General features: G+C 44.5%; 19 protein-coding genes and 1 pseudogene. 8 read left to right on the top strand and 12 right to left on the bottom strand.

Features of this window, described 5'->3' with window-relative positions; translation table 11 throughout:
- Positions 1–226 precede the first annotated feature (226 nt).
- Together BLV66_RS10965 and BLV66_RS10970 are read left to right on the top strand one after the other, a co-directional pair.
- Positions 227–601 (top strand): DUF1801 domain-containing protein, encoded by a 375-nt coding sequence (locus BLV66_RS10965; protein WP_086986207.1) that lies wholly within the window; start codon positions 227–229, stop codon positions 599–601.
- Between the two features lie 39 nt (positions 602–640).
- Entirely contained in the window at positions 641–1,072 is a 432-nt protein-coding gene (locus BLV66_RS10970) for a VOC family protein (RefSeq protein WP_086986208.1), read from the top strand.
- 319 nt (positions 1,073–1,391) lie between these two features.
- Here BLV66_RS10970 and BLV66_RS10975 read toward each other — a convergent pair.
- The 5 genes and pseudogenes from BLV66_RS10975 to BLV66_RS10995 all read right to left on the bottom strand — a co-directional run bounded on the left by BLV66_RS10975 (position 1,392) and on the right by BLV66_RS10995 (position 5,003).
- Positions 1,392–1,844 (bottom strand): annotated as a pseudogene (locus BLV66_RS10975) (HIT family protein).
- Positions 1,845–1,892: 48 nt separating this feature from the next.
- Entirely contained in the window at positions 1,893–2,123 is a 231-nt protein-coding gene (locus BLV66_RS15985) for a hypothetical protein (RefSeq protein ID WP_501037488.1), read from the bottom strand.
- Positions 2,124–2,395: 272 nt separating this feature from the next.
- Positions 2,396–2,974, bottom strand: coding sequence for a recombinase family protein (locus BLV66_RS10980; RefSeq protein ID WP_086986920.1), 579 nt, complete (start codon positions 2,972–2,974; stop codon positions 2,396–2,398).
- A gap of 548 nt (positions 2,975–3,522) precedes the next feature.
- Positions 3,523–4,317, bottom strand: coding sequence for a hypothetical protein (locus tag BLV66_RS10990; RefSeq protein ID WP_086986210.1), 795 nt, complete (start codon positions 4,315–4,317; stop codon positions 3,523–3,525).
- A gap of 143 nt (positions 4,318–4,460) precedes the next feature.
- Positions 4,461–5,003: a hypothetical protein gene (locus BLV66_RS10995; RefSeq protein ID WP_086986211.1), complete on the bottom strand. Its 543-nt coding sequence runs from the start codon at positions 5,001–5,003 to the stop codon at positions 4,461–4,463.
- Positions 5,004–5,287: 284 nt separating this feature from the next.
- On the opposite strand from BLV66_RS10995, the gene BLV66_RS11000 reads away from it, so the two are divergent.
- Positions 5,288–5,515 (top strand): helix-turn-helix domain-containing protein, encoded by a 228-nt coding sequence (locus BLV66_RS11000; RefSeq protein ID WP_086986212.1) that lies wholly within the window; start codon positions 5,288–5,290, stop codon positions 5,513–5,515.
- 285 nt (positions 5,516–5,800) lie between these two features.
- Here BLV66_RS11000 and BLV66_RS11010 read toward each other — a convergent pair whose 3' ends face one another.
- Entirely contained in the window at positions 5,801–6,292 is a 492-nt protein-coding gene (locus BLV66_RS11010) for a DUF5626 family protein (protein ID WP_086986214.1), read from the bottom strand.
- A gap of 893 nt (positions 6,293–7,185) precedes the next feature.
- On the opposite strand from BLV66_RS11010, the gene BLV66_RS15695 reads away from it, so the two are divergent.
- Together BLV66_RS15695 and BLV66_RS15700 are read left to right on the top strand one after the other, a co-directional pair.
- Complete coding sequence (locus BLV66_RS15695; protein WP_218131839.1) at positions 7,186–7,476, top strand: NAD(P)H-binding protein; 291 nt, start codon at positions 7,186–7,188, stop codon at positions 7,474–7,476.
- Positions 7,477–7,527: 51 nt separating this feature from the next.
- Complete coding sequence (locus BLV66_RS15700) at positions 7,528–7,758, top strand: hypothetical protein (protein WP_218131840.1); 231 nt, start codon at positions 7,528–7,530, stop codon at positions 7,756–7,758.
- 195 nt (positions 7,759–7,953) lie between these two features.
- Here the strand turns inward: BLV66_RS15700 and BLV66_RS11020 are convergent, their stop codons facing one another.
- The 3 genes from BLV66_RS11020 to BLV66_RS11030 form a co-directional block, all read right to left on the bottom strand.
- On the bottom strand, positions 7,954–8,826 hold the full coding sequence (locus BLV66_RS11020) for a sugar ABC transporter permease (RefSeq protein WP_086986215.1): 873 nt from the start codon (positions 8,824–8,826) through the stop codon (positions 7,954–7,956).
- Between the two features lie 4 nt (positions 8,827–8,830).
- The gene (locus BLV66_RS11025) at positions 8,831–10,180 is read right to left on the bottom strand and encodes a carbohydrate ABC transporter permease (protein ID WP_086986216.1); all 1,350 of its coding nucleotides are present in this window, start codon (positions 10,178–10,180) and stop codon (positions 8,831–8,833) included.
- A gap of 79 nt (positions 10,181–10,259) precedes the next feature.
- A complete protein-coding gene (locus BLV66_RS11030; RefSeq protein WP_086986217.1) occupies positions 10,260–11,534 on the bottom strand; it encodes an extracellular solute-binding protein in 1,275 nt (424 codons plus the stop codon).
- A gap of 297 nt (positions 11,535–11,831) precedes the next feature.
- Here BLV66_RS11030 and BLV66_RS11035 point away from each other — a divergent pair, with 297 nt between their 5' ends.
- The 3 genes from BLV66_RS11035 to BLV66_RS11045 all read left to right on the top strand — a co-directional run bounded on the left by BLV66_RS11035 (position 11,832) and on the right by BLV66_RS11045 (position 16,909).
- Positions 11,832–13,595, top strand: a complete 1,764-nt coding sequence (locus tag BLV66_RS11035) for a glycoside hydrolase family 13 protein (RefSeq protein WP_086986218.1) — start codon at positions 11,832–11,834, stop codon at positions 13,593–13,595.
- Positions 13,596–13,664: 69 nt separating this feature from the next.
- Entirely contained in the window at positions 13,665–15,290 is a 1,626-nt protein-coding gene (locus BLV66_RS11040; protein WP_086986219.1) for a glycoside hydrolase family 13 protein, read from the top strand.
- Entirely contained in the window at positions 15,287–16,909 is a 1,623-nt protein-coding gene (locus BLV66_RS11045) for a glycoside hydrolase family 13 protein (RefSeq protein WP_086986220.1), read from the top strand. The genes BLV66_RS11040 and BLV66_RS11045 overlap by 4 nt, the downstream gene beginning before the upstream one ends.
- A 280-nt stretch (positions 16,910–17,189) precedes the next feature.
- On the opposite strand, the gene chvE is transcribed toward BLV66_RS11045, so the two are convergent.
- From chvE to xylA, 3 genes are all read right to left on the bottom strand, one after another.
- Entirely contained in the window at positions 17,190–18,278 is a 1,089-nt protein-coding gene (gene chvE / locus BLV66_RS11050) for a multiple monosaccharide ABC transporter substrate-binding protein (protein ID WP_086986221.1), read from the bottom strand.
- Between the two features lie 202 nt (positions 18,279–18,480).
- Entirely contained in the window at positions 18,481–19,974 is a 1,494-nt protein-coding gene (gene xylB / locus BLV66_RS11055; protein ID WP_086986222.1) for a xylulokinase, read from the bottom strand.
- A gap of 52 nt (positions 19,975–20,026) precedes the next feature.
- Positions 20,027–21,334 (bottom strand): xylose isomerase, encoded by a 1,308-nt coding sequence (gene xylA / locus BLV66_RS11060; RefSeq protein ID WP_086986223.1) that lies wholly within the window; start codon positions 21,332–21,334, stop codon positions 20,027–20,029.
- Positions 21,335–21,381: the final 47 nt, after the last annotated feature.

Genomic DNA, 21,381 nt, shown 5'->3' on the forward strand with positions numbered 1-21,381 from the left:
TGTGCACCTATATTATAGGCTTGAGAATCTGAATAAGGAAATTTGTTCGGAGAATCGAATTGGGACATTGGAGCCGATTTAGTTTTTAAAAATTCAAGACTTCTGGGGTTCCAGATACATGATTTTATCGAAAATAGTGTATCCTAAAATAAAAAGAAGGTTTATCACAATAAGAATGGAGTAAAATTCAATTCTTAAATTTAAAAATGAGGAGGTTATTGATAATATGAATTTATCGGAGAGTAAAGAAGTTCAAGATTTTTTAGAAGAAATCTTGGCTACCAATGAAGAAAAGTTTTCTATTTTAAAAGAATTACGAGAAATAGTCTTTACAAATTTTGAAGAAACAAATGAAAAAATCATGTATGGTGGCATTATGTTTTCGAATCAACGAGACGAAAACTGGGGCGGTATTTTTGCTTATAAAAACCATGTTTCATTTGAGTTTACAGAGGGCTTTAAATTACAAGATTCCAATAATATTTTAGATGGCGCTGGAAAGAAAAGAAGACATATTAAAATTAAATCGTTGGCAGATATTGAGGAGAAAAAAGTTGAGTCTTTTATCAAAGAAACGATAGGTTCATTTAATAATACATGACAAGATATAAATTGATTGATAATTAAGGAGGTCTATTTGATGAATAGAATGAATATAGTTAGTTTAGGTGTAAAAGATATGGCGAAATCCATTCAGTTTTATAGGGATGAGCTTGGATTTAAAACAGATGAAAAAGAAAATAATCCAAATATCATATTTTTTGATACTTCTGGAACAAAATTGTCGTTATATCCAATCGATTTATTAGCAAAAGATATCAATGAAAAGAATACACCTAAGAGAACAATTGGTTTCAGTGGTTTTACCCTTGCGTATAATGCAAAAAGTAAAGACGAAGTATGTAGTGTTATTGAACTTGCAAGAAAAGCGGGTGCCAAGATAGAAAAAGAACCACAAGATGCCTTTTGGGGAGGCTATCATGCATATTTTTCTGATCCTGATGGATACTATTGGGAAGTTGCTTGGGGTCCTGATTTTACTTTTGATAAAAATAATATGTTGGAGTTTTAATCCAATATCGAGTTTGTCTTACTACTAATTTAATTGAATAAAACTCAAAGCGTTTGAGAACCTTTAAATTTTTATTAAGATAAGTGTGTCAATGAAATACAAAGATTTAAAAGAAAAAATTAAGGATGAATGAATATATCAGAAAAGAATAAAAAAAGTGACTATGTATGGCGTTTTGTTTAGTAGAAAAAAGAAATAGTACAGCAAGAGGTCCTTGCATGTATTGAAAAACAAGTTATTTGTTACAAAATTATCAGAAAAAATATTTAAGCTGTACAGAAGACGGCCTCTTATGTTTAATTCCATGACTAAGTAACTCTTATTCATAATTCTTGTTCAAATATTCTAGAATGCTATTACGTATTTCATCATGCTTTATAGGGTTATAGGCGGTTTCTTTATTGTGCCAGTTGGAACTATCGTATAGCCATACAGGCATTTTTTTCCGTTCTTCACTTTCCCATTCATAACGTGGAAAAACATGGGCATGCAGAAAATTATCAGTATTTCCTAAAATGTCATAATTAACTCTAATAGGTGTGCAACTCTGAATAATAGCATCTCCTAGAATACTCATATCGGAAAGAAACTGTTCGCGTTCTCCTAGAGATAGGACATTCAAAGAGTTAACTTCCTTTTTAGGTAATAGCACACAGTAGCCAGGTAAAAATTGAACATCTCCAAAAACAGCATAGCCACCTTATAATTCTTTTATCAGCATTGGATTAGTCCCATTTATTGCAGATAAAATTCGATTCTCATACCATTCCATGTAAATCACTCCTTTTTGACTTGGATAATTTTTAGTATAACAAATTATCTAATCGCTCAGCTTATTACCTGATGTATCTATAATTTTTCTTTTATTACGCGTCAAAGTGCTTTTGCTGATGCCAGTCATTTTTTCTACCTCTTTAAAAGTAATAAGAAATACTGAGTAGACGTTATAAAGAAACGAACTCTTTATAAGGATTTCAAGAACATATTCCAGTTTTAATGGCTTTGTCAGTGACGGTTCAAAAATATTATTTTTTAGCAATTTTAAATACAAGATAGGTAAGCAGACAGGATAATATAAATTCCAATAGAAAAATCAAAAGATATAGCAAAATAACGCTAGAATCCTCTGTGGTAGGAAGAGGTATCCTATTACCAAATAAAATTGAAACTGCTTCATTAATGACGAACCAAAATATGAGAGTCAAACTAATTTTTACAAATGCTCGCAAAGCTTCTCTCAAAATACAGCACTCCCTTTTCAGCGATATATCCTAGGTATTTGTCTTACATTTCTTCAAGTAACTCATGTATAATTCCATATGCTTAGATTACACTCTGTGACTCAATATTCATTTGCATTGTTCTCTTATTTCTTGTCAAAGTACTTTTACTAATTCCGGTCATCTTCTCTACTTCTTTATAAGAGTGCGCCTCGAGAAGCTGCATAGCCAGATTGATTTGTTGATGATTGAATTTTTTTGGTCGCCCTTCCCGGAAGTCGGGTTTCAATTTAGCCAGCTCTTTCCCTTCTTGCGTACGCTCCACAATCAAATCGCGCTCAAAATCCGCAAAAGCGCTCAAAATCGTAAAAATCAATCTTCCAGTGGACGTGTTTTCGATAATTCCTAAATTCAGCACATTGATCCGAACACCCTTCTCGAATAAGAGCTTGATCGTATTCAATGCGTCTTGCGTGCTACGAGCGAAGCGATCCAACTTCGTCACAACAAGCGTATCTCCTGTGTCAATTTCCTGAAGGAGTTTTTGAAATTCGGGGCGATCACTTTTTGTTCCGGTAATTTTCTCGAAGTAGACTCGGTCGCAGCGTTCTTCCTCGAGTTGACGCAGCTGTCCTTCCAGATCCTGTTGGCGGGTACTCACCCGTGCATAGCCATATTTCATCTTTTTTTGCCCTCGCTTTTGACTATAAGTTATCACACCGTTGTATCCCTTGATTTTACTAGAGAAAGGAAGCATGGTCAATACTCTTGAGTTCTGACTATATCTAGCTACTTTATGCCCCAAGACAAAACGGTAAAATCCTGATTATGCAGATACATAATCAGGATTTTACCGTTTGTGTATAATGGACAGATTATTTTTCTCCCGCCTCAATCTGTAGAGTAACTCAGTTTATTATTTAACGAACTAGATTCGCCTTAAATTACTAATGCCTGTGGCGAGTCTTTTACTTTTTATTTTCAGACGAGGTTACCAAAGAAGCGACTTTAAGGAAAACTATTAGAAGGAGGCCAGCTAAGAAAAAGATTGTATAAAACTTACTTTCGCCATACTCAATAATGAGTCGGGAAGAAAACAAAGCAGCTATAATGCAATAAATGAATATAACGAGAAGGTATTTATTCTTTTTAAAATAATCTATAACGCCATGACTCCGTTTTTTTCGGGAGAATTTCATAATTTAACATCCTCTCAAATAAATAGTAATTTTAGTAAGGATTTACACTCCAAAAATACCAAGTGGCAGTGGATCCATAAACCCTCGTATTTTGAATAAGGGTATATGGTTCCCGAGTTTCTTTAACGGCTCCTACTGCTGTGGGATGGGTAGCCTGTCTTTTAATATAGTAAACATCACTGAAGAAGTAATCGGTGGTACTTGCAATAATTCCTGCTTCTACAGCTCTTTGCAATGCAGAACTTACAAAAGCTTGACTAAGTTTGGCATTTCCTTTAAATACAAAAGCTGCTATTGCAGTAAGGGCCGCAGTTGCAAATCCTATTTTCATATTGATTTGTCTATATGTTCCATAGTTTACCAAAGGATTATAGCCTGTAGTGGGTAGTATAGCCATGATGGAAATATTAGGAGAATTTTCTAATGTTGGTGCAAGCGCAGATTCTTCAGATTGAGAGAATCTCAGAGGCTCAATTAGAGTCACAGTTTCCTTGATAGAACCTTCTCCGTTTATTGCAGATAGGTACTCCTCCATATTATATACCTTATCATCGACAGTTACCTCACCCTTTTCAAAATTAAAAACTAAATCAAACTCCTCCCCATCTTCAGTAATACGGAATTCAACTAAATTTTCTGTGCCTATCTTCGTTACAATTTCATCACCATTTTCGAGCCTCAAATAGTTTTTCTCTTCGGAAGATGAATTATGAGATGTGAGTGTAGAAATGACACTTGTGGGTTGCTCAGAAGCAAATGCTACAGTAGGAGAAATAGCGTTAATTAATATATTACTGGCTAGTAGACTTAGAACTATTTTTTTCATTTTTAAACTTCCCTTCGCTGTTGACTTTGTTGTAAGCTTGTTACTTGATCTGTAAGCGTTACTAAAATCAAGCGTTCACTTACTGGAACGACATCTTTTTCAAGAAAACTTTAAATCCTTTGACGCACTACTGGAAAGAACGTTTAGTAGTCATAGAAAATTTTTTCCCAATCAGCATAGCAAGCTGTCTTACGCATGAGGAGGATGGCTTGGTATAATTCTTTTTGGTCTTGATAGGTGGACTCATCTGTTCTGAAGAAACAATCGTCGCCATTAGGAAAGTAGAAAAAAGCTTGAATGGTTTCATTCAGTTCCGATCCCGGCAGGATTTCTTCACAGAAGGGATCGGAATTAAGTATCTTCGCTCCAATCACTACTATTGGTATTTCTCGGGCAATCTTTTGCAAAGACTCTCGGTACTCTTTTTGAGTCAATTTGGAGAACTGAGCGGGATAGATGAATAACGCAGAGGCATTTTTTAAGACTATTTGACGCAAGGAATCATTTATTAAATCGTGTAATCTTATGGACTTATATTGAAAGAACTCGCTTTGAATGTTCCCTCTCCTTTCGAGTGTTGCTACTTTGAGTCGGCCACTTGTTCTGGTCATTTTAGATTTTCTTCGAAAAAATAAATTCGGCAAGAAGAAAGTAAGGCCAAAAATGATAAACAGAACACGTGACATAATTTCTCCTCCTCACATCCTTTCAAATTTCAAAAACGAATACACTTAAAACTTGATGTCATCTCCTTCCTGAATAAATTTGATCGGTATATATTTTTATCTATACATCTAACTTAAGGTAAATCTGGTAAATATAAAAGCAACCAGCGGTTTACATGGCCGCACTTTATAGGCTCCCCTACCATTAGCAACTAGGAATTGCGGATAGGCAATCATTCGGTCCTAGAAAAAGAAGACTATCTACGCTATTATGAAGAAAAGTAGGATAAAAGGGGTGTAAAAGGATGTTATTAGGAGAACGATTGAAAGAAACCCGACAAAGAAAAGGTGTATCTCAAAGTACGGTTGCTGAACACCTAAATATTAGCCGTCAGTCCATCTCTAAGTGGGAAAACAACAGCAGCTATCCAGACCTGGACAATCTCGTGCGATTGAGTGAATATTACGAAGTCACTGTTGATGATCTTTTGAAAGAAAATCAAGGATTAAAAAAAAATAGAAGCAAACAATGAAAAGATTAAAGACTCCCAAAAGAAGCTAGCCTATATCCAAATGAATGGTGAGCGGGATGAAGGATTGGTACTGCTGATGCTTAATCTTCTCAGTTGTTTGATTGCTCCATTAGGTTTGATCATCACTCCGGTTGTCCTAAAAAGAAATAAAGCAACAAACACCTTTTATAAACTGGTGTTTGTTGCGGGAGTGATCAGTCTCTTGGTCAACGTATTCGGTTTGTATGCGCACTTAGGCAATCTATTCCCCTGGGGCGGACCCTCTAGCGTGGAGTATATAGGAAATCAATAGGTAATGGAGATTGAGCTACTTCCTAGTATTGCGTTCAAATAAGATGTAGTGCTTAACAACCCATATTTCCAAACCAGTTCATAACTTGCTTTTTTGTTAGATAAGAGAGCTAAACTTGTCCTCGTGAAGGAACCAGTTGTTTCAGATGTAACAGGCGCATAGGCTCTTGTCAATCGATCTCCGGAAACCGTCACATAGTAACTCGCTTCCCATTGGCCGATTTTTTTCCCGGATATTCTATAGTTTCCATTTGCAACGGAAAATAGCGAGAAGGAATTTCTAGTATTTTGTTCAGGAAAAACTTCCTCGACCACTACCAGTATTTCCTCGCCATCTTCCGTTACTCCGGAAAATTCTTGCCGACCCCCTTCATCCAGATTATAAATGAAGGTGGATTCTTCCAACTCTGCAGCATGAGCAGTATTCGGGGTAAAAACATTTAACGAGAAGCCTAATAAAACCGCCCAGACTAAAATTTTTTTCATTCTTTTTCCTCCTAAATGTTACAGATACTTACCTCTCTACCATATAAGAAACCAAAGCCTTTAGGAAGCACTTATTGGTTTCGTCGCCAGCAACTACTGGTTGCGGCTTAACATTAAGTATGTCCGTATCTGGAAACTACACAAAGTAAGCCATAAATGATGGAAAGAGCTAATATCATGGCGGCATTGTGGTCAGATTAGTGCACTGAAACCATAGTAAGGGATTCTCTTCATGTCTGCATTCCAAAAAAAAGAAGAAACGCCTAACTTTTACAATTGCTAAACCTAATAGACCACATAAATCGCATTTGACTGAGTACGCCAAGCGTGTCAGTAGCTTACAAATAACGGTGCCTCTGGTAGTGGATCCTCTTGTGTCAGGCTTCTCAAGATATTTTTTCTCCTCCTGATTTTTTAAAGTATCAATCTATCACTCTAGATTCTAGCTTACGGTTAACATTCGTGCATACCAATCCTCATTTCTTTTCATCTTTTCTCCATTACATTTATTCGACACTTATAATCCACACGTAGCATTCAATAAAACCAACAATGTACAGGTGTCTGATTTGGGTACACACTAAATCTACATTAAAATAAAAAGCACCTCTTTTCTAATAAATTGAGGCAGTAATTTTTTCGTTTATCCAGATTCATCGGTCGAAAGCTCTGATATTTCAGGAAGATTATCGGAGGATCACACCTCCGTCGCGAACTACCGAGAATACAAGATAAATATCGGAGATTCTCTACATATTCATCACCCATTCCCTTTCTCCCTTGCCAATTTTTCATCCACACGCAACTCTAAGTGTAACGGCTCTCCAACTAAAGCCGGATGCTATATCATTAGGTTACATAAAATAAGCAAACAAAAATCGGAGGGACCCAGCATGAAATTATTAGTAACGGGAGCAACCAGAAATTTCGGCACGAAAGTTGTAGAAACTCTTTTGAAGACAGCACCGGCCAACCAATTGTCAGTCAGTGTCCGCGATCCGAAGAAAGCAGAAGCATTGAGCACTCGCGGGGTGGATGTCCGCCAAGGGGACTTTGATCATCCGGAAACGTTGTATGCCGCTTTTGCAGGCATCGATCGCATCTTGCTTGTTTCTGCGGACGGAGACAACGAAACCCGGATCCGCCAACATGCCAACGCTGTAGCTACAGCAAAGCGGGCTTGAGTTGGCTTCATCGCGTACACCAGTCTGGCGAAGGCGCAGTAAAGTACCAACTTGTTCGCTCCGACGCACCAGGCTACAGAAAACGCCATCCTGAAAACCGGCATCCCCTACTCCTTCCTGCGCAACAACTGGTACTTGGAGAATGATGTTTCCAGCATCCAGGGCGTTCCGGATTTCGTAATCCCGATCCTGCTCGCTATCCAAAAGAGCATCCGCGAGGGTTCGTTGGATGTCGAGAGCGATGATTTCGAAAAATTGCTCGGCAGTGCGGCGGAATGTTGATTGAAACCATGAATAAATCCAAAGTATTCATCTTTTTGAGCTCGAATACCGTCTTAATCATAACTAACTCCAAAGTATCCATGTTTTCACGACCAAATCGCCCCACCCCACCCCAACAAAAACAAAACACAAAACACAAAAAGCCCAAAAGGCGCTCCGGCAAGAGCGCCTTTTGGGCTTTTTCACTATACATTCTTATCCTTTGACTGATCCGGAAGTCACGCCTTCCACGTAGAAGCGTTGCATGAAAATGAACAGAATCGTGATTGGGATGGCGATCAGCACGCAGCCGGCGGTGAACGCCATGAACAGCGAGTTCGCGGTTGTGCGGGTCATCATCGTGAACAGCCCGATCGCGATCGTGTAGTTCGGGATGTTGTCGCCCATGATGATTTTGGCGAAGATGAAGTCCATCCACGGTCCCATGAAAGCCAGCAAAGACGTGTACACGATGATCGGTTTGGACAAGGGTAGCGTGATTTTCGTGAAAATCTCCCACTTGTTTGCGCCGTCGATCATAGCCGATTCATCCAGCGCCATCGGGATCGTATCAAAGAAGCCTTTGGCGATGTAGAATCCCAGCGCGGAGCCTGCGGAATAGACCAGAATCAAAGCAAGCAGGCTTTCCGTCAGGTTCAGGGCTTTCAGGATGTAGTACACGGCGATCATGCTCATGAATCCGGGGAACATATTCAGGACCAGCGCAACTTTCAGGAACGGTTTCCGCATCTTGAAGCGCAGGCGCGACAGTGCGTACGCCATTGCGATCGTGATGAAAGTCGACAGGATGCAGCTGATCACGGAAACAAACAACGTGTTCAGGAACCAGCGCACAAACGGGTAGTTTCCGGTTGTGTTCTGCAGCAGAATTTTGTAGTTTTCCAAAGTGAATGATTTTGGAATGATGTAAGGAACGAACGCCCCGCCCTCTGCCCGGAAGCTGGTCAAAACGATCCATACGATAGGGAACAGCCAAACGACCGACAGTACAGCCAGGATGGCGTAGACTGCAGCCAGCGAATACCGCCGCTGCGCTTTGTATCCTGTTGTTTTCTTTGCTATTGCCATGTTTTTAGCCCTCCTTGAATGAATTCGTTCTTGTGTAAGCAAGCAGACTGAAAGCTGCGGACAGGATGAAGATCAGGATACCGATGACGGACGCCAAGTTGTAGTCCATCGTGTTGACCGTCAAGTTGTACAGCCACGTAACCAGCAAATCCGTCGAACCCGCTCCGTAGAAATCGGAATTTGAAGGGCCACCGCCTGTCAAAAGGAAAATGACGTTGAAGTTATTGATGTTGCCGATGAACTGTTGGATCAACGCTGGCATCATGACGAACAAAATTTGCGGGAAAGTGATGTTCCTGAAAATTTGCAGCTTGTTGGCGCCATCGATCCGTGCAGCCTCGATCTGGTCAGTCGGCAGGTTTTGGATAATCCCCGTCGAAACCAGCATCGTGGCAGGAATACCGATCCACATATTGACGACGATGACCGTGATTTTTGCCCAAATCGGATCCGTCAAAAACGGAATGGCCGAATCGATCAGGCCCAGGCTCAGCAGCGTTGCGTTGATGGGACCCGCGCCATTCAACAGATTGCGCATAACCAACAGCGAGATGAACTGCGGCACTGCCATCGTGATGACGAAAATTGTGCGCCAAACGCCTTTGAATTTCAGGCCTTTAGTGTTGATCAAAAGCGCGAGCAGGATGCCGAAGAAAAAGCAAGTGACTGTCGCCAGCGTAGCCCAGATCAGCGTCCAGCCCAAGACAGGGAAGAAGGTGTCTGCCATATTTCCGGAAATGACGTTACCGAAGTTCACCAAACCGACCCAAGTAAAGAGGTTTTTCGGCGGCAAGTGCGTGTGGTCATAGTTTGTGAAGGCGATCGAAATCATGTAGAGCAGTGGCAGGACCGTGAACAGCAGCACGCCCAACAACGGAATCGTCATCAAGGTGGCGTAGAAGCGTTCGTTCAGCAAGCTTCCCAGATCATCCATCGTACTCGGGATCTTTTTCCCCGCTTGCTTCAGCTCATGAATATGCCGCGCGCTTTTCAGATTGATGATGTACAAACCAACAAGGAGCACACAAATCACAATGGCAGCGATGCCGAATAATAGCAGTAACATTGAGTTGTCGCCCTCTTGCAGCACTTCAATCCCTAAGCGTTCATCAAAAACGAGCCCTTGCCCCTGAGTACCCAACGTCGCCAACATGGCCAGCGCCCGCAGTCCGTTGCGGATCAGCCAATAGAAGAAGGCGATCTGCGAAAACAGGAAAATCAAACCCTTTAAGTATTGTTTACTGGCAAGATTGGCAGCTCCCATGACAACAAAGGAAAGTTTTGTTGCGACGTCCCCTTCTTTGAACAATTCCCGAAAGGTCATCTGCTGGCTGTAACTTTTTTTCTTGAACATGGCTTCCCCACTCACTTTCATCATTTAAATAGGAGGGACGAAAGATGCGTGATCTTTCGCCCTCCCTTTTTAATTTCTTTTATTCTTTTTCTTCTTTAGGTTCTGTTACTTTGGATGTGTCTTCGACCAATTTATCGAGTTTTTCCATGTACTCAGATTCTGTGATGTTGCCTTTGTATGCATCATTGATGATGGCATCCATTGCTGGCCAGAACGAAACGATTTCCGGAACCTTAGGCATTACGACTGAATGAGTGGGTTGAGACATTTCCATGACCGCTTTTGCAACAGCGTCTTCTTGCACTTCCGCTGTTTCCTGAACGACTTTGTTAGATGGGATGACGCCCATTTCCTGGAATTCAGTCAATTGGGAAGTTTCATTGGACAGGTAGTTAGCCAAAGCCATGGATGCTAAAGGAGCATCTGTCTGTTGGTTTACGGCAAACAATTTGACGCCCAAGAAAGCTTTCATTTGAACTTCGCCGCTGCCGAAATCGACTGTCGGATAAGCCGCAACGCCCATGTTCTCGCCCAATGCTTTGACTACGTCATTTTTGGACCAAGGACCGGAAAGGAAAGCATCCGAAACGCCTGCTTCCAAGTTTGCCAAAGCTTCAGCTCCGGACTGGATCACGCCTGGATTGTTCTTTTGAGCTGCAATCCATGCAAGTACTTCAGCACCTTTTTCGTTATTGAAGTTAGTTCCGCTTGGATCTTCACCGTTTTCACCGTACAAGTAAAGCCCGTTACTCATGAACAGCGGCCCAAAGATATAGTTGGCTCCAGCTTCAGCAAAGTTTGTGCCGATTTTGCCTTTTTCAGACAATGTCGTCCAACTCTTCACATCATCTTCAGTAAGTTTCGCTTTGTTATAGTAGAGAACTTGTGATTCAACGCCGTATGGGTAGCCGTAAAGCTCATCGTTCCACGTTACGCCTTCCACAGCTGATTCCACGTTATTTGCTTTTACTTCATCTGCGTATTTTGTGTTCGGGTACAACAGACCTGCTTCTGCCATTTGACCGACCTGGTCATGCGGCATCATGAAAACATCGGCAGCCGCTTTAGGATCTTTAGAGACATCTTTTTTTGCATCTGCTGAACTTCCTGCTGCCACTTCAACGGTAACTTCAGGGAATTCTTTTTCGAAATCTGCCACGATTCCTTTGAAGACTTCGACATGATCCGTGTCCACCCACAATTTGACATCGCCTTCTACGACGACTTCTCCGGATGTGTTCTCAGCCGAGCCTGTGTCACTTGCATCAGTTGTGCCACCGCATGCGCCCAAGATTAAAGCAGATGCCCCCAAAATTAAACCGCTTCCAAAATATTTTTTCCAATTCGTCTTCACTTACTTGTCCCCCTTGAAATGAATTTCCTTTACACTCTAGATTATGCAACCGATTGCTTAGATAGTCAAGCGTTATTTCTCAAAAAAAGAAAACGGTTTATTTTTTTGATGCGTCAGATCGATTGTGAAAAGCTTGGTTATATAAGTATATCAAGGGTTTTTAACAATCAAAAATCCAAAGGAGATGATTCTCCACTCCAAAAATAAAATGCAACCGATTGCTAAAAGTTCTTGCAACCGATTATCTGATGTGCCACAATGTGGGAAAACAAAGAGTGAAAAGGAGCCGATACTACTATGAACACTTCAGCGCTTTACCATCGTCCCGAAAGCGAGTTTGCCTATCTATATGACCCAGAAACGATGCACGTCCGCCTGCGGACTGCCCGCGGAGACGTTAGAGAGATGGGGCTGCTTTACGGAGACCCTTATTTTTTGGACAAAGAGGAGTGGTTCCGCAAACCGCTTCAGATGATCAAAACACTTTCCACCGATCTATACGATTACTGGTTCGTGCAAGTGAATGCACCGTTAAAACGCTTATCCTATGCGTTTGCCTTAACAGGCCATGACGGAATTTCCGTCTTTTATGGCGATCACGGTGTTTACCCATTGGAAGAAAACTATTTGCGGATGCCGAATAATTACTTCCGGATGCCCTTCTTCCATGAAGTCGATCGCTACAAAACACCGGAATGGGTCAAAGAAACCATTTGGTATCAGATTTTCCCGGAGCGTTTCGCCAATGGGGATCCTAGCAACGATCCGGAAGGTACGCTGGCTTGGGGCTCGGAAGACCCGAACAGACAGAACTTCTTCGGCGGCGACCTGCAGGGAGTCATCGATCACCTCGATTATTTGGAGGATCTGGGAATCAACGGGATTTATTTCTGCCCGATCTTTGAAGCTTCTTCCAACCACAAGTACGACACGATCGATTACCTGAAAATCGATCCGGCTTTCGGCGATGCCGAAACCTTCAAAAAACTCGTGGACGAATGCCACAGGCGCGGCATGAAAGTCATGCTGGATGCCGTCTTCAATCATATCGGTGACTCTTCTCCGCAATGGCAAGACGTGCTTAAAAATGGGGAAGATTCGAAATATGTCGATTGGTTCCACATCAATGAGTTCCCGCCTTCCTACAAGCGCGGCGAAAATTTCGAGGATGCCTATGATATCACCTACGATGTCTTTGCCGCCAATCCGCACATGCCGAAGCTGAATACGGCCAATCCGGAAGTGCAGGATTATCTGCTGAACATCGCCCGCTATTGGATCGAAGCTTTCGACATCGACGCCTGGCGCTTGGATGTCGCGAACGAAGTCGACCACGCATTTTGGAAAAAATTCCGGATCGTCTGCGATGAAGCCAAAAAAGATTTCTACATTCTCGGCGAGATTTGGCATTCATCCCAAAACTGGCTGCAAGGCGACGAGTTCCATGCCGTCATGAACTACGCCTTCACCGATGCGATCATGGGCTATTTCGTGAAGAATGAACTATCATTGAGTAAAATGGTGTCGGAAATGAACAACCAATTGATGCTCTACCGTAATCAGACGAACCAGATGCAGTTCAACATCCTCGATTCCCATGATACGCCACGCCTGTTGACGGAAGCCAACGAGGACAAGGACATCATGAAACAAGCTATGGCGTTCACTTATATCCAACCTGGTGTACCATGCCTGTACTACGGAGATGAAATCGGCTTGACCGGCGGGATGGACCCGGATTGCCGCAAGTGCATGGTCTGGGAAGAAGACAAGCAGGACCGTGATCTGCACCAATTCGTGAAGACGCTGAACGGCATCCGCAAAGAGCAACAAAAAGTCCTTTCGGAAGGCACCGTTTATTGGCGGCAAGTATCCGAAGAGTCCGGTGTGATCATTTTTGAGCGCATGCTGGGCGGCGAGGTCATCCGCGGCGCCTTCAATACCGGTGAACACTCGGCACGGGTCGAACTGATCGGGGAGGCTTTGTTCTCGAACCTTGCGGACGTGTCGGACGGATCGGTCGAATTGGAACGCAAAGGTTTTGTGTTGATGAAAGAATAACGACTGCACGTTGCGGCGGGCAGATGCGATAGTAAATTTTCTGAAATGACTAAGGGATGAGGTTGCAGCATGGAAAAACATTGGTGGCAAGAGGTTGTCGTTTATCAGATTTATCCGCGGAGCTTCAAAGACAGCAACGGCGACGGCATCGGCGATATCGCCGGCATGACCGAAAAATTGGACTACCTGGAAAAATTGGGGATCGGGGCGATTTGGCTTTCGCCCGTCTACCAGTCGCCGAACGACGACAACGGGTATGACATTTCCGATTACGAAGCCGTTCTCGATGAATTCGGCACGATGGCAGAGATGGAGCATTTCATCGCGGAAGCCGACAAGCGCAACATCAAAGTGGTGATGGATCTGGTGGTCAACCATACTTCGGACGAGCACGCTTGGTTCGTCGAAGCCAAAAAAGGCAAAGACAATCCTTACCGCGACTATTATGTCTGGGCAGATCCTGCCGCAGACGGGGGCGTGCCGAACGGATTGGGCTCGGCCTTCTCCGGCCCGGCTTGGGAATGGGATGCCGCAAGCGGACAATATTACTTGCATCTTTTCAGCAAAAAACAGCCTGACCTGAACTGGCAGAACCAAAAGATGCGCCAGGAAATCTACGCAATGATGAACCGCTGGATCGCTAAAGGCATCGGCGGCTTCCGCATGGATGTCATCGACCTGATTGGCAAAATACCCGAAGAGGGAATCACCGGAAACGGCCCGCAGCTGCATGAATTTTTGCAGGAAATGCATCAAGCCACTTTCGGCGCCCACGACCTGTTGACCGTCGGCGAAACCTGGGGAGCGACCCCGGAAATCGCCAAATTGTATTCCGCTCCCGAACGCAAGGAGCTGTCCATGGTTTTCCAATTCGAACACATCGGCCTGGATCAGAAGCCGGACGGCGAAAAATGGGATCTGCAGCCGATGCGGGCGGCCGAACTGAAGCGGATTCTGACGAAATGGCAGACGGAACTCGGTCAGGACGGCTGGAATTCCTTGTTCTGGAACAACCACGATTTGCCGCGGATGCTTTCGCGTTGGGGCAATGACCAAGAATACCGTTCGGAAAGCGCCAAAATGCTGGCGATTTTGCTGCACATGATGAAGGGCACACCTTACATCTACCAAGGCGAAGAAATCGGCATGACCAACACGCCAATCGCATCCATTGCGGAAGCAAGGGACATCGAAACGATCAATATGTATCACGAGCGCCTGGCGAGAGGCTATTCCGAGGAAGAGATCCTGGCATCCATCAACGCCAAAGGCCGCGATAATGCCCGTCGCCCGATGCAGTGGAACGCTTCCTCGAACGGCGGCTTCACGACCGGCACCCCTTGGATCGGCGTGAATGAGAATTATCCGTTGATCAATGCGGAGACTGTATTGGCGGACCCAGATTCGATTTTTTATACGTACCAAAAGCTAATCCGTTTGCGCAAAGAGCATCCAATCATGATTTGGGGCGAATTCGAGCTGGTTGATACGGTCGACGAAGTCATCAGCTATTGCCGGGAATATGACGGCGAGCGTTGGTTGGTCGTGACCAATTTCTCCGATGAGACACAGCCTTTCTCGGTTGAGGACGAGATAGTTGAAATGATCATCCAGAATGACGGGAATGAGATTACCGGTTTGAAGGACCTGCAGCTGAAGCCTTGGCAAGCCTTTGTTGTGAAGGTGAAAGCATGAGCAGATGGTGGAAAAATGCGGTAGGCTATCAGATCTACCCCCGGAGTTTCCGGGATGCCAATCACGACGGCATCGGCGACCTACAGGGAATCATCGAAAAACTGCCCTATCTGAAGTCATTGGGCGTGGATTTCATTTGGTTGAACCCAGTCTATGCTTCGCCGAATGTCGATAACGGCTATGACATTTCCGATTACCAGGACATCCATCCCGATTTCGGGACGATGGCCGATTTCAAGGAACTGTTGGATACAGCCCATGATTCAGGCATCAAAATCATCATGGATCTGGTAGTGAACCATACGAGCGACCAGCATCCTTGGTTTCTGGAAGCGAAAAAAGGCAAAGATAACCCGTACCGCGATTATTATTTGTGGGCGGATGCCACCGAAAACAAAATGCCGAACGCTTGGAAAAGCTTCTTCGGCGGCTCGACATGGACGTACGACCGCTCGGGGCAGGCCTTTTTCCATGTCTTTGCTCCGGAACAGCCAGATCTGAATTGGAAAAATCCGAAAGTGCGGGAAGAAATCTACCGGATGATCCGCTGGTGGCTAGACTTGGGGATCGACGGCTTCCGTCTGGATGCGATCAGTCATATCCAGAAAGAATCGTGGGATTTCAAAATCACCGACAATCCTTGGGCACCCTTCATGAACGTCTCCGGAATCGAAGTCTATATGCAAGAGCTGAAGGAAATTTTTGATGCTTACCCGATCATGACGGTCGGCGAAGCGAGCGGTGTTTCCAGCAAAAAAGCCGCGCATTGGACCAAAGAAGACGGCTATTTGAATATGATCTTTGAGTTGGAGCATAACGTGCGCGAAGGCCAACCAGGTGCGGAACGGCTCAATCTTTTGGGATTCAAAAAGGTGCTTTCCCGTTGGCAAAAGGACTTGGGATCGAACGGATGGAACGCCTTATACGTGGAGAATCATGATAATCCGAGGATCGCTTCGATTCTGGGGGATGAATCGCCCAAATCCGCCAAGGCGATTGCGACGATGTATATGTTGCTGAAAGGAACGCCCTTCATTTACCAAGGCCAGGAAATCGGCATGACCAACTTTGCTTTTCAGTCGATGGAACAAGTCGATGCTCAGGATTCTCATAACCTTTACCGGATTCTCTTGGAACACGGCTCTTCCCCAGAAGAAGCGTTAAGGAACGTCACCCATTGGACGCGGGACCATTCGCGAACGCCACTGCAATGGGAAGGCGGAATGTTCGGCGGATTTTCCGAGTTGCTACCCTGGATGGCTGTGAACAGTAACGCTGAACATTTGAATATCGCCGAGCAGGAAAAAGATGAACAATCCGTTTTAAGTCATTACAAACAATTGATCCGGTTGAGGAAGACCCAGCCCTTGTTTGCTGAGAGCGGATTTGAATTGATTCTGAAAAATCATCCGCAGGTCTTCGCTTATTTGCGAAAATCGGAGAAAAAACAGGTGCTCGTGCTCACAAATCTTAGCCGTAATTCTTGCCAAATCGATCTGCCGACACGGGTGGCCAACAAAAAATGGCACTTGCTGCTGACAAATTCGGAAAAGCCGGCAATCGAAAAACGGGTACGGTTGCAGCCTTATGATGCCTGGGTGTTTGAGGAAATTATTTAGGTGCTCGCTGACAGGAGTTGAGCGGCGGAAGCGGGTGCGCTCCTCCGGCGAGAGTTCTCCCACGCCGGAGTACGGCTGTAATTTACGGTCTCCCCTCCTGCGAGCCTATCCTAGTCGGAGCACAGTCTTCAAATGTGGGCGTCCTCCGTTCGCCGGAGGAGCGCGTGCGCGTTCCCTTGCTAGCATCTGTCACCCCGAATAAAGTTTTACAAAACGCTAAAATGAATGCACGAAGAAGAGGCTGTCCCGAATGAGACGACCCCTTCTTCGTGCATTCTGCTTATTGCGCTAAATCTTCTTCTGTATAATATTCGGTATCGATCAGTTCTGCTTTATAGTTCTCTTTATCGACAGAGATCGGGTTCGCCAAATAGGTCGGCACCACTTTAACACTGTTATCGTAGGTTTCGGTGTCATTGACAGGCACTTCTTCACCCTTGAAGATGGCTTCGATCATCTCGATAGTATTTTTAGCTAAGATACGCGTATCTTTGAATACCGTCTGCGTTTGTTCGCCCGCAATGATCGATTTCACACCTGCTTGGTCTGCATCTTGTCCGGTGATGACCGGCATCGGTTTGTCTGATGATCCGTAGCCTACCCCTTTCAAGGAAGAGATGACCCCTAAACTGATCGTATCGTTGGGAGACAAGACAGCATCCAATGTTTCATCTGAATAGTTTGCGCTCAACAGATTATCCATCCGTCCTTGGGCAGTCGATCCGTCCCAACGCAGCGTTGCGATTTGGCTGAATTTTGTTTGCCCGGAACGAACAACCAGTTGACCGCTGTCAAGGTACTGTTGGAATACGGACATCACACCATCGTAATTGATCAAAGCATTATTGTCATCTGGAGATCCACTAAATAATTCAATATTATAAGGGCCTTCACCTTCACTCAAGTTCAATGCATCTTCGATATAGGAAGCCTGCAGAACCCCAACGCCGAAGTTATCGAATGTGGCATAGTAATCCACGTGCTCGGAATTCATCAACAGACGGTCGTAAGCGATGACTTCAATATCCTCGTTCGCAGCTTTTTCCAGAACGTTTGTCAAAGCAGAGCCGTCGATGGGGGCTATCACCAAAAGATCCACGCCTTTTGTGATCATGTTCTCGATTTGCGCAATCTGATTTTCGACTTTGTCTTCTCCGTATTGCAAGTCCGTTTTATACCCCAGCTTCTCCAATTCCGTCACCATATTGTTACCGTCCGAAATCCATCGTTCCATCGATTTCGTTGGCATCGCAATCCCGACATAGCCACTTTCTCCGGTAGAAGCATTACCACTTCCACAAGCTCCCAAGACCACTGCAGATAACAAAGTTACTGTTGCAAGGATACCTTTTTTTAAACTGAATTTCATTCCAAATTCCTCCACTGCTGATTAATTTCACATCTGTACCACGTCGATAAAATAACGCTTACATTAAATGGATTGTCCGCTCCTTGGCATCATTTCGCGAATCGTGTCTGGATGGCATGAAACCATCCAGACACGATTCGTTTCCATGATTCAAACCCAAAATCTTAAGGTTACCCGCTCAATTTTTTGCACAAATAGACTGCTATTCTTTCGCCAACTCATGGCACAATTCTTTAGTCGCTCCGTAAACTTGCGTATAAAGTGCGTATATTTTTTTGTAGGCTGCAACGTTTTTCGGAATCGGCCGGACGACATCTTTGTAGGCAACAAATACGTCCGCGCAAGCAGTCACTGTCGGAAACCACCCGAGTCCGACCGCAGCTAGCATCGCCGCACCCAATCCAGGTCCCTGTTCAGCTTCCAGACAAGTGATTTCGGCATCGAAAACATCTGCTTGGATCTGCAGCCAATCCGGATTTTTGGCGCCCCCGCCGACGGAAACGATGCGCTTGAAGGATTTCCCAGCCACTTTCTCCATCAATACTTGTGAATCCTTCAAGGAGAAGGTTATCCCTTCCAGGACCGCTCGCGCAAAATGTTTGATCGTATGATTCGTGTCCATCCCGATGAAACTGCCGCGGATTTTGCTGTCGACATGCGGCGTGCGTTCGCCAACGATATACGGGGTGAACAGCAAGCCGTCTGCACCCGGTTTGATCGCATCCATCCCTTCTAGCAATTCCTCGAACGTGCTGTCCGGTGCGAACGTCTCCTTGAACCAGTTGAGGCTGTGGCCAGCCGCCAAGGTGACGCCCATTGAATAGTAGCCACCCTCAATGGTGTGGTTGAACAGATGCAATTTGCCTTGGTAATCCTGCTCAGCCGAATCCTCGAAGGCGAGGAACACACCGGAAGTTCCGATGCTGGCCATGCCTGTCTCAGCATTCACAATCCCGGCGCCAATCGCAGCGCAGGCGTTATCCGCCCCACCCGCAAATATTTTCACTTCTTTTTCAAAGCCGAAGCGATTCGCCAGTTCCGGCCGCAGCTTTCCGGTCATGCCCGAAGATCCGATCAATTCAGGCAGATAAGCAGCCGGAATGCGGAATTCTTCGAGAACAGCTTTGGACCATTCTTTCTTTTCCGCATCCAGCAGTAGCGTTCCGGCTGCATCCGAGTAATCCATATGCATGGTACCGGTCATCCAATATCCCAGATAATCCTTTGGAAGCAGCATATGCCGCACCTTGTCCCAGATTTCCGGCTCGTTTTCCTGGATCCACAGAATTTTCGGCAAAGTGAACCCTTCCAAGGCGATGTTTTTCGTGATTGCAAGCAGTTCTTCTCCGAAGGCATCCATGATCGCCTTGCACTGTTTGGTTGTCCTGACGTCATTCCACAAAATCGCATTGCGGAGGACATTATTCTCTTCATCCAGCACAACCAAGCTATGCATCTGGCCGGAGAAGCTGATTCCCTCCAATTGTGTAGCGAAGTCCGCAACTTCAGCTTTCAGTTTATCCAGTACATATTCGCAGGCAAGAATCCATTGTCCCGGATCTTGCTCACTGTATCCAGATTTCGGATGGATAAGCGGATACTCTTTTTGAGCGGAAGATACTGTCTTGCCTTGCTCATCCAACAGCAGACCCTTCAATGAACTTGTTCCCAAGTCTATTCCTAATACATACGCCATAATCTTTGCTCCTCTTCTGTTGCATCCATCAGCCGAACGACTTCGGAATGGATTATACTAGGTAGTCGTTCAAACGGGATTTGACGAATTCAAGATGGCTTGACTCTAGTTTGATGTCTCCATTTTGCATGGAATACTCTGTTAATGATTCCAACGTTTCTTGATCCGACAAGATCCTTGCACCAACCCCATCATTGTAGCTAGCATAGCGTTTGTCTTTCAGATCATCGAAGAAACGTTCCTCTTTCAACTTGGCAGCAGCTTTCAATCCGCGGGCAAAAGTGTCCATCCCGGCGATATGCGCCAACAAAAGATCTTCCATTTCGAATGAGGAGCGGCGTACTTTGGAATCGAAATTGATTCCGCCCGGCGCAATCCCACCGTTTTCAAGGATTTCATACATAGCCAATGTCGTATCATAGATGTTCGTCGGGAATTCGTCTGTATCCCAGCCCAACAACATGTCGCCTTGGTTGGCATCGATCGATCCGAGTGCATCGTAGCAACGGGCTACATTCATTTCATGCTCAAACGTATGTCCTGCCAATGTCGCGTGGTTCGCTTCCAGGTTCAGTTTAAAGTCGCCTTCGAGGCCGTATTTTTGGATAAAGGCCATTGTTGTTGCCGCATCGAAATCATATTGGTGTTTCGATGGCTCCATCGGTTTCGGTTCGATCAGGAACTGAGGTTTGTGGCCGATTTTCTCGCCGTAAGCAACGGCCATTTTGAACAATCGGGCAATATTGTCCTGTTCGAATTTCATGTCCGTATTCAACAAAGACTCATAGCCTTCACGGCCACCCCAGAAGACGTAGTTTGCGCCGCCCAATTTCTTGCTGATGTCCAAGCCTTTTTTCACTTGTGCCGCTGCAAAGGCAAAAACTTCAGCGCTATTGGAAGAAGCTGCTCCGTTCACATATCGTGGGTGAGAGAACATATTTGCTGTATTCCACAACAGTTTGATGCCGGTTTGATCCATTTTTTCTTTGAACAGATCCGTGATTTCATCGATATTATTGAAAAATTCTCCCAATGAATTTCCTTCTGGTGCGATATCAACATCATGGAAGCAGAAATATTCAACATCCAGTTTTTCCAAAATTTCAAAGAAAGCTTCCACGCGATTTTTTGCGGTTTCCATCGGAGTGGACCCTACCCACGTGCGGATGTTCGTAGGACTTCCGAAAGGATCGGAGCCGTCCTGCGTCATTGTGTGCCAATAAGCAACACCAAAGCGTAAATGCTCTTTCATCGTTTTGCCCATCACGACTTCTGACGGATTGTAATGACGGAATGCCATCGGGTTCTCTGTGGTAACGCCTTCATATTTAATTTTATCTACTGTTGAAAAATAACTCATTTCTTTTCCTCCTCAAAAATGTTATCTCGTCTTTGAGTTAGTTCGCT

Source organism: Trichococcus collinsii, assembly GCF_900107505.1.
Taxonomy (GTDB): Bacteria; Bacillota; Bacilli; order Lactobacillales; family Aerococcaceae; genus Trichococcus; species Trichococcus collinsii.

What these genes read in the sequence shown, in the direction of transcription:
- BLV66_RS11000 (WP_086986212.1), top strand. Translation starts at nt 5,288, where the DNA reads ATGTTATTAGGAGAACGATTGAAAGAAACCCGACAAAGAAAAGGTGTA.
- chvE (WP_086986221.1), bottom strand. Translation starts at nt 18,278, where the DNA reads ATGAAATTCAGTTTAAAAAAAGGTATCCTTGCAACAGTAACTTTGTTA.
- BLV66_RS11010 (WP_086986214.1), bottom strand. Translation starts at nt 6,292, where the DNA reads ATGAAAAAAATTTTAGTCTGGGCGGTTTTATTAGGCTTCTCGTTAAAT.
- BLV66_RS10990 (WP_086986210.1), bottom strand. Translation starts at nt 4,317, where the DNA reads ATGAAAAAAATAGTTCTAAGTCTACTAGCCAGTAATATATTAATTAAC.
- BLV66_RS15695 (WP_218131839.1), top strand. Translation starts at nt 7,186, where the DNA reads ATGAAATTATTAGTAACGGGAGCAACCAGAAATTTCGGCACGAAAGTT.
- BLV66_RS10970 (WP_086986208.1), top strand. Translation starts at nt 641, where the DNA reads ATGAATAGAATGAATATAGTTAGTTTAGGTGTAAAAGATATGGCGAAA.
- BLV66_RS11045 (WP_086986220.1), top strand. Translation starts at nt 15,287, where the DNA reads ATGAGCAGATGGTGGAAAAATGCGGTAGGCTATCAGATCTACCCCCGG.
- xylB (WP_086986222.1), bottom strand. Translation starts at nt 19,974, where the DNA reads ATGGCGTATGTATTAGGAATAGACTTGGGAACAAGTTCATTGAAGGGT.
- BLV66_RS11040 (WP_086986219.1), top strand. Translation starts at nt 13,665, where the DNA reads ATGGAAAAACATTGGTGGCAAGAGGTTGTCGTTTATCAGATTTATCCG.
- BLV66_RS11035 (WP_086986218.1), top strand. Translation starts at nt 11,832, where the DNA reads ATGAACACTTCAGCGCTTTACCATCGTCCCGAAAGCGAGTTTGCCTAT.
- BLV66_RS11025 (WP_086986216.1), bottom strand. Translation starts at nt 10,180, where the DNA reads ATGTTCAAGAAAAAAAGTTACAGCCAGCAGATGACCTTTCGGGAATTG.
- BLV66_RS11020 (WP_086986215.1), bottom strand. Translation starts at nt 8,826, where the DNA reads ATGGCAATAGCAAAGAAAACAACAGGATACAAAGCGCAGCGGCGGTAT.
- BLV66_RS10995 (WP_086986211.1), bottom strand. Translation starts at nt 5,003, where the DNA reads ATGTCACGTGTTCTGTTTATCATTTTTGGCCTTACTTTCTTCTTGCCG.
- xylA (WP_086986223.1), bottom strand. Translation starts at nt 21,334, where the DNA reads ATGAGTTATTTTTCAACAGTAGATAAAATTAAATATGAAGGCGTTACC.
- BLV66_RS10980 (WP_086986920.1), bottom strand. Translation starts at nt 2,974, where the DNA reads ATGAAATATGGCTATGCACGGGTGAGTACCCGCCAACAGGATCTGGAA.
- BLV66_RS10965 (WP_086986207.1), top strand. Translation starts at nt 227, where the DNA reads ATGAATTTATCGGAGAGTAAAGAAGTTCAAGATTTTTTAGAAGAAATC.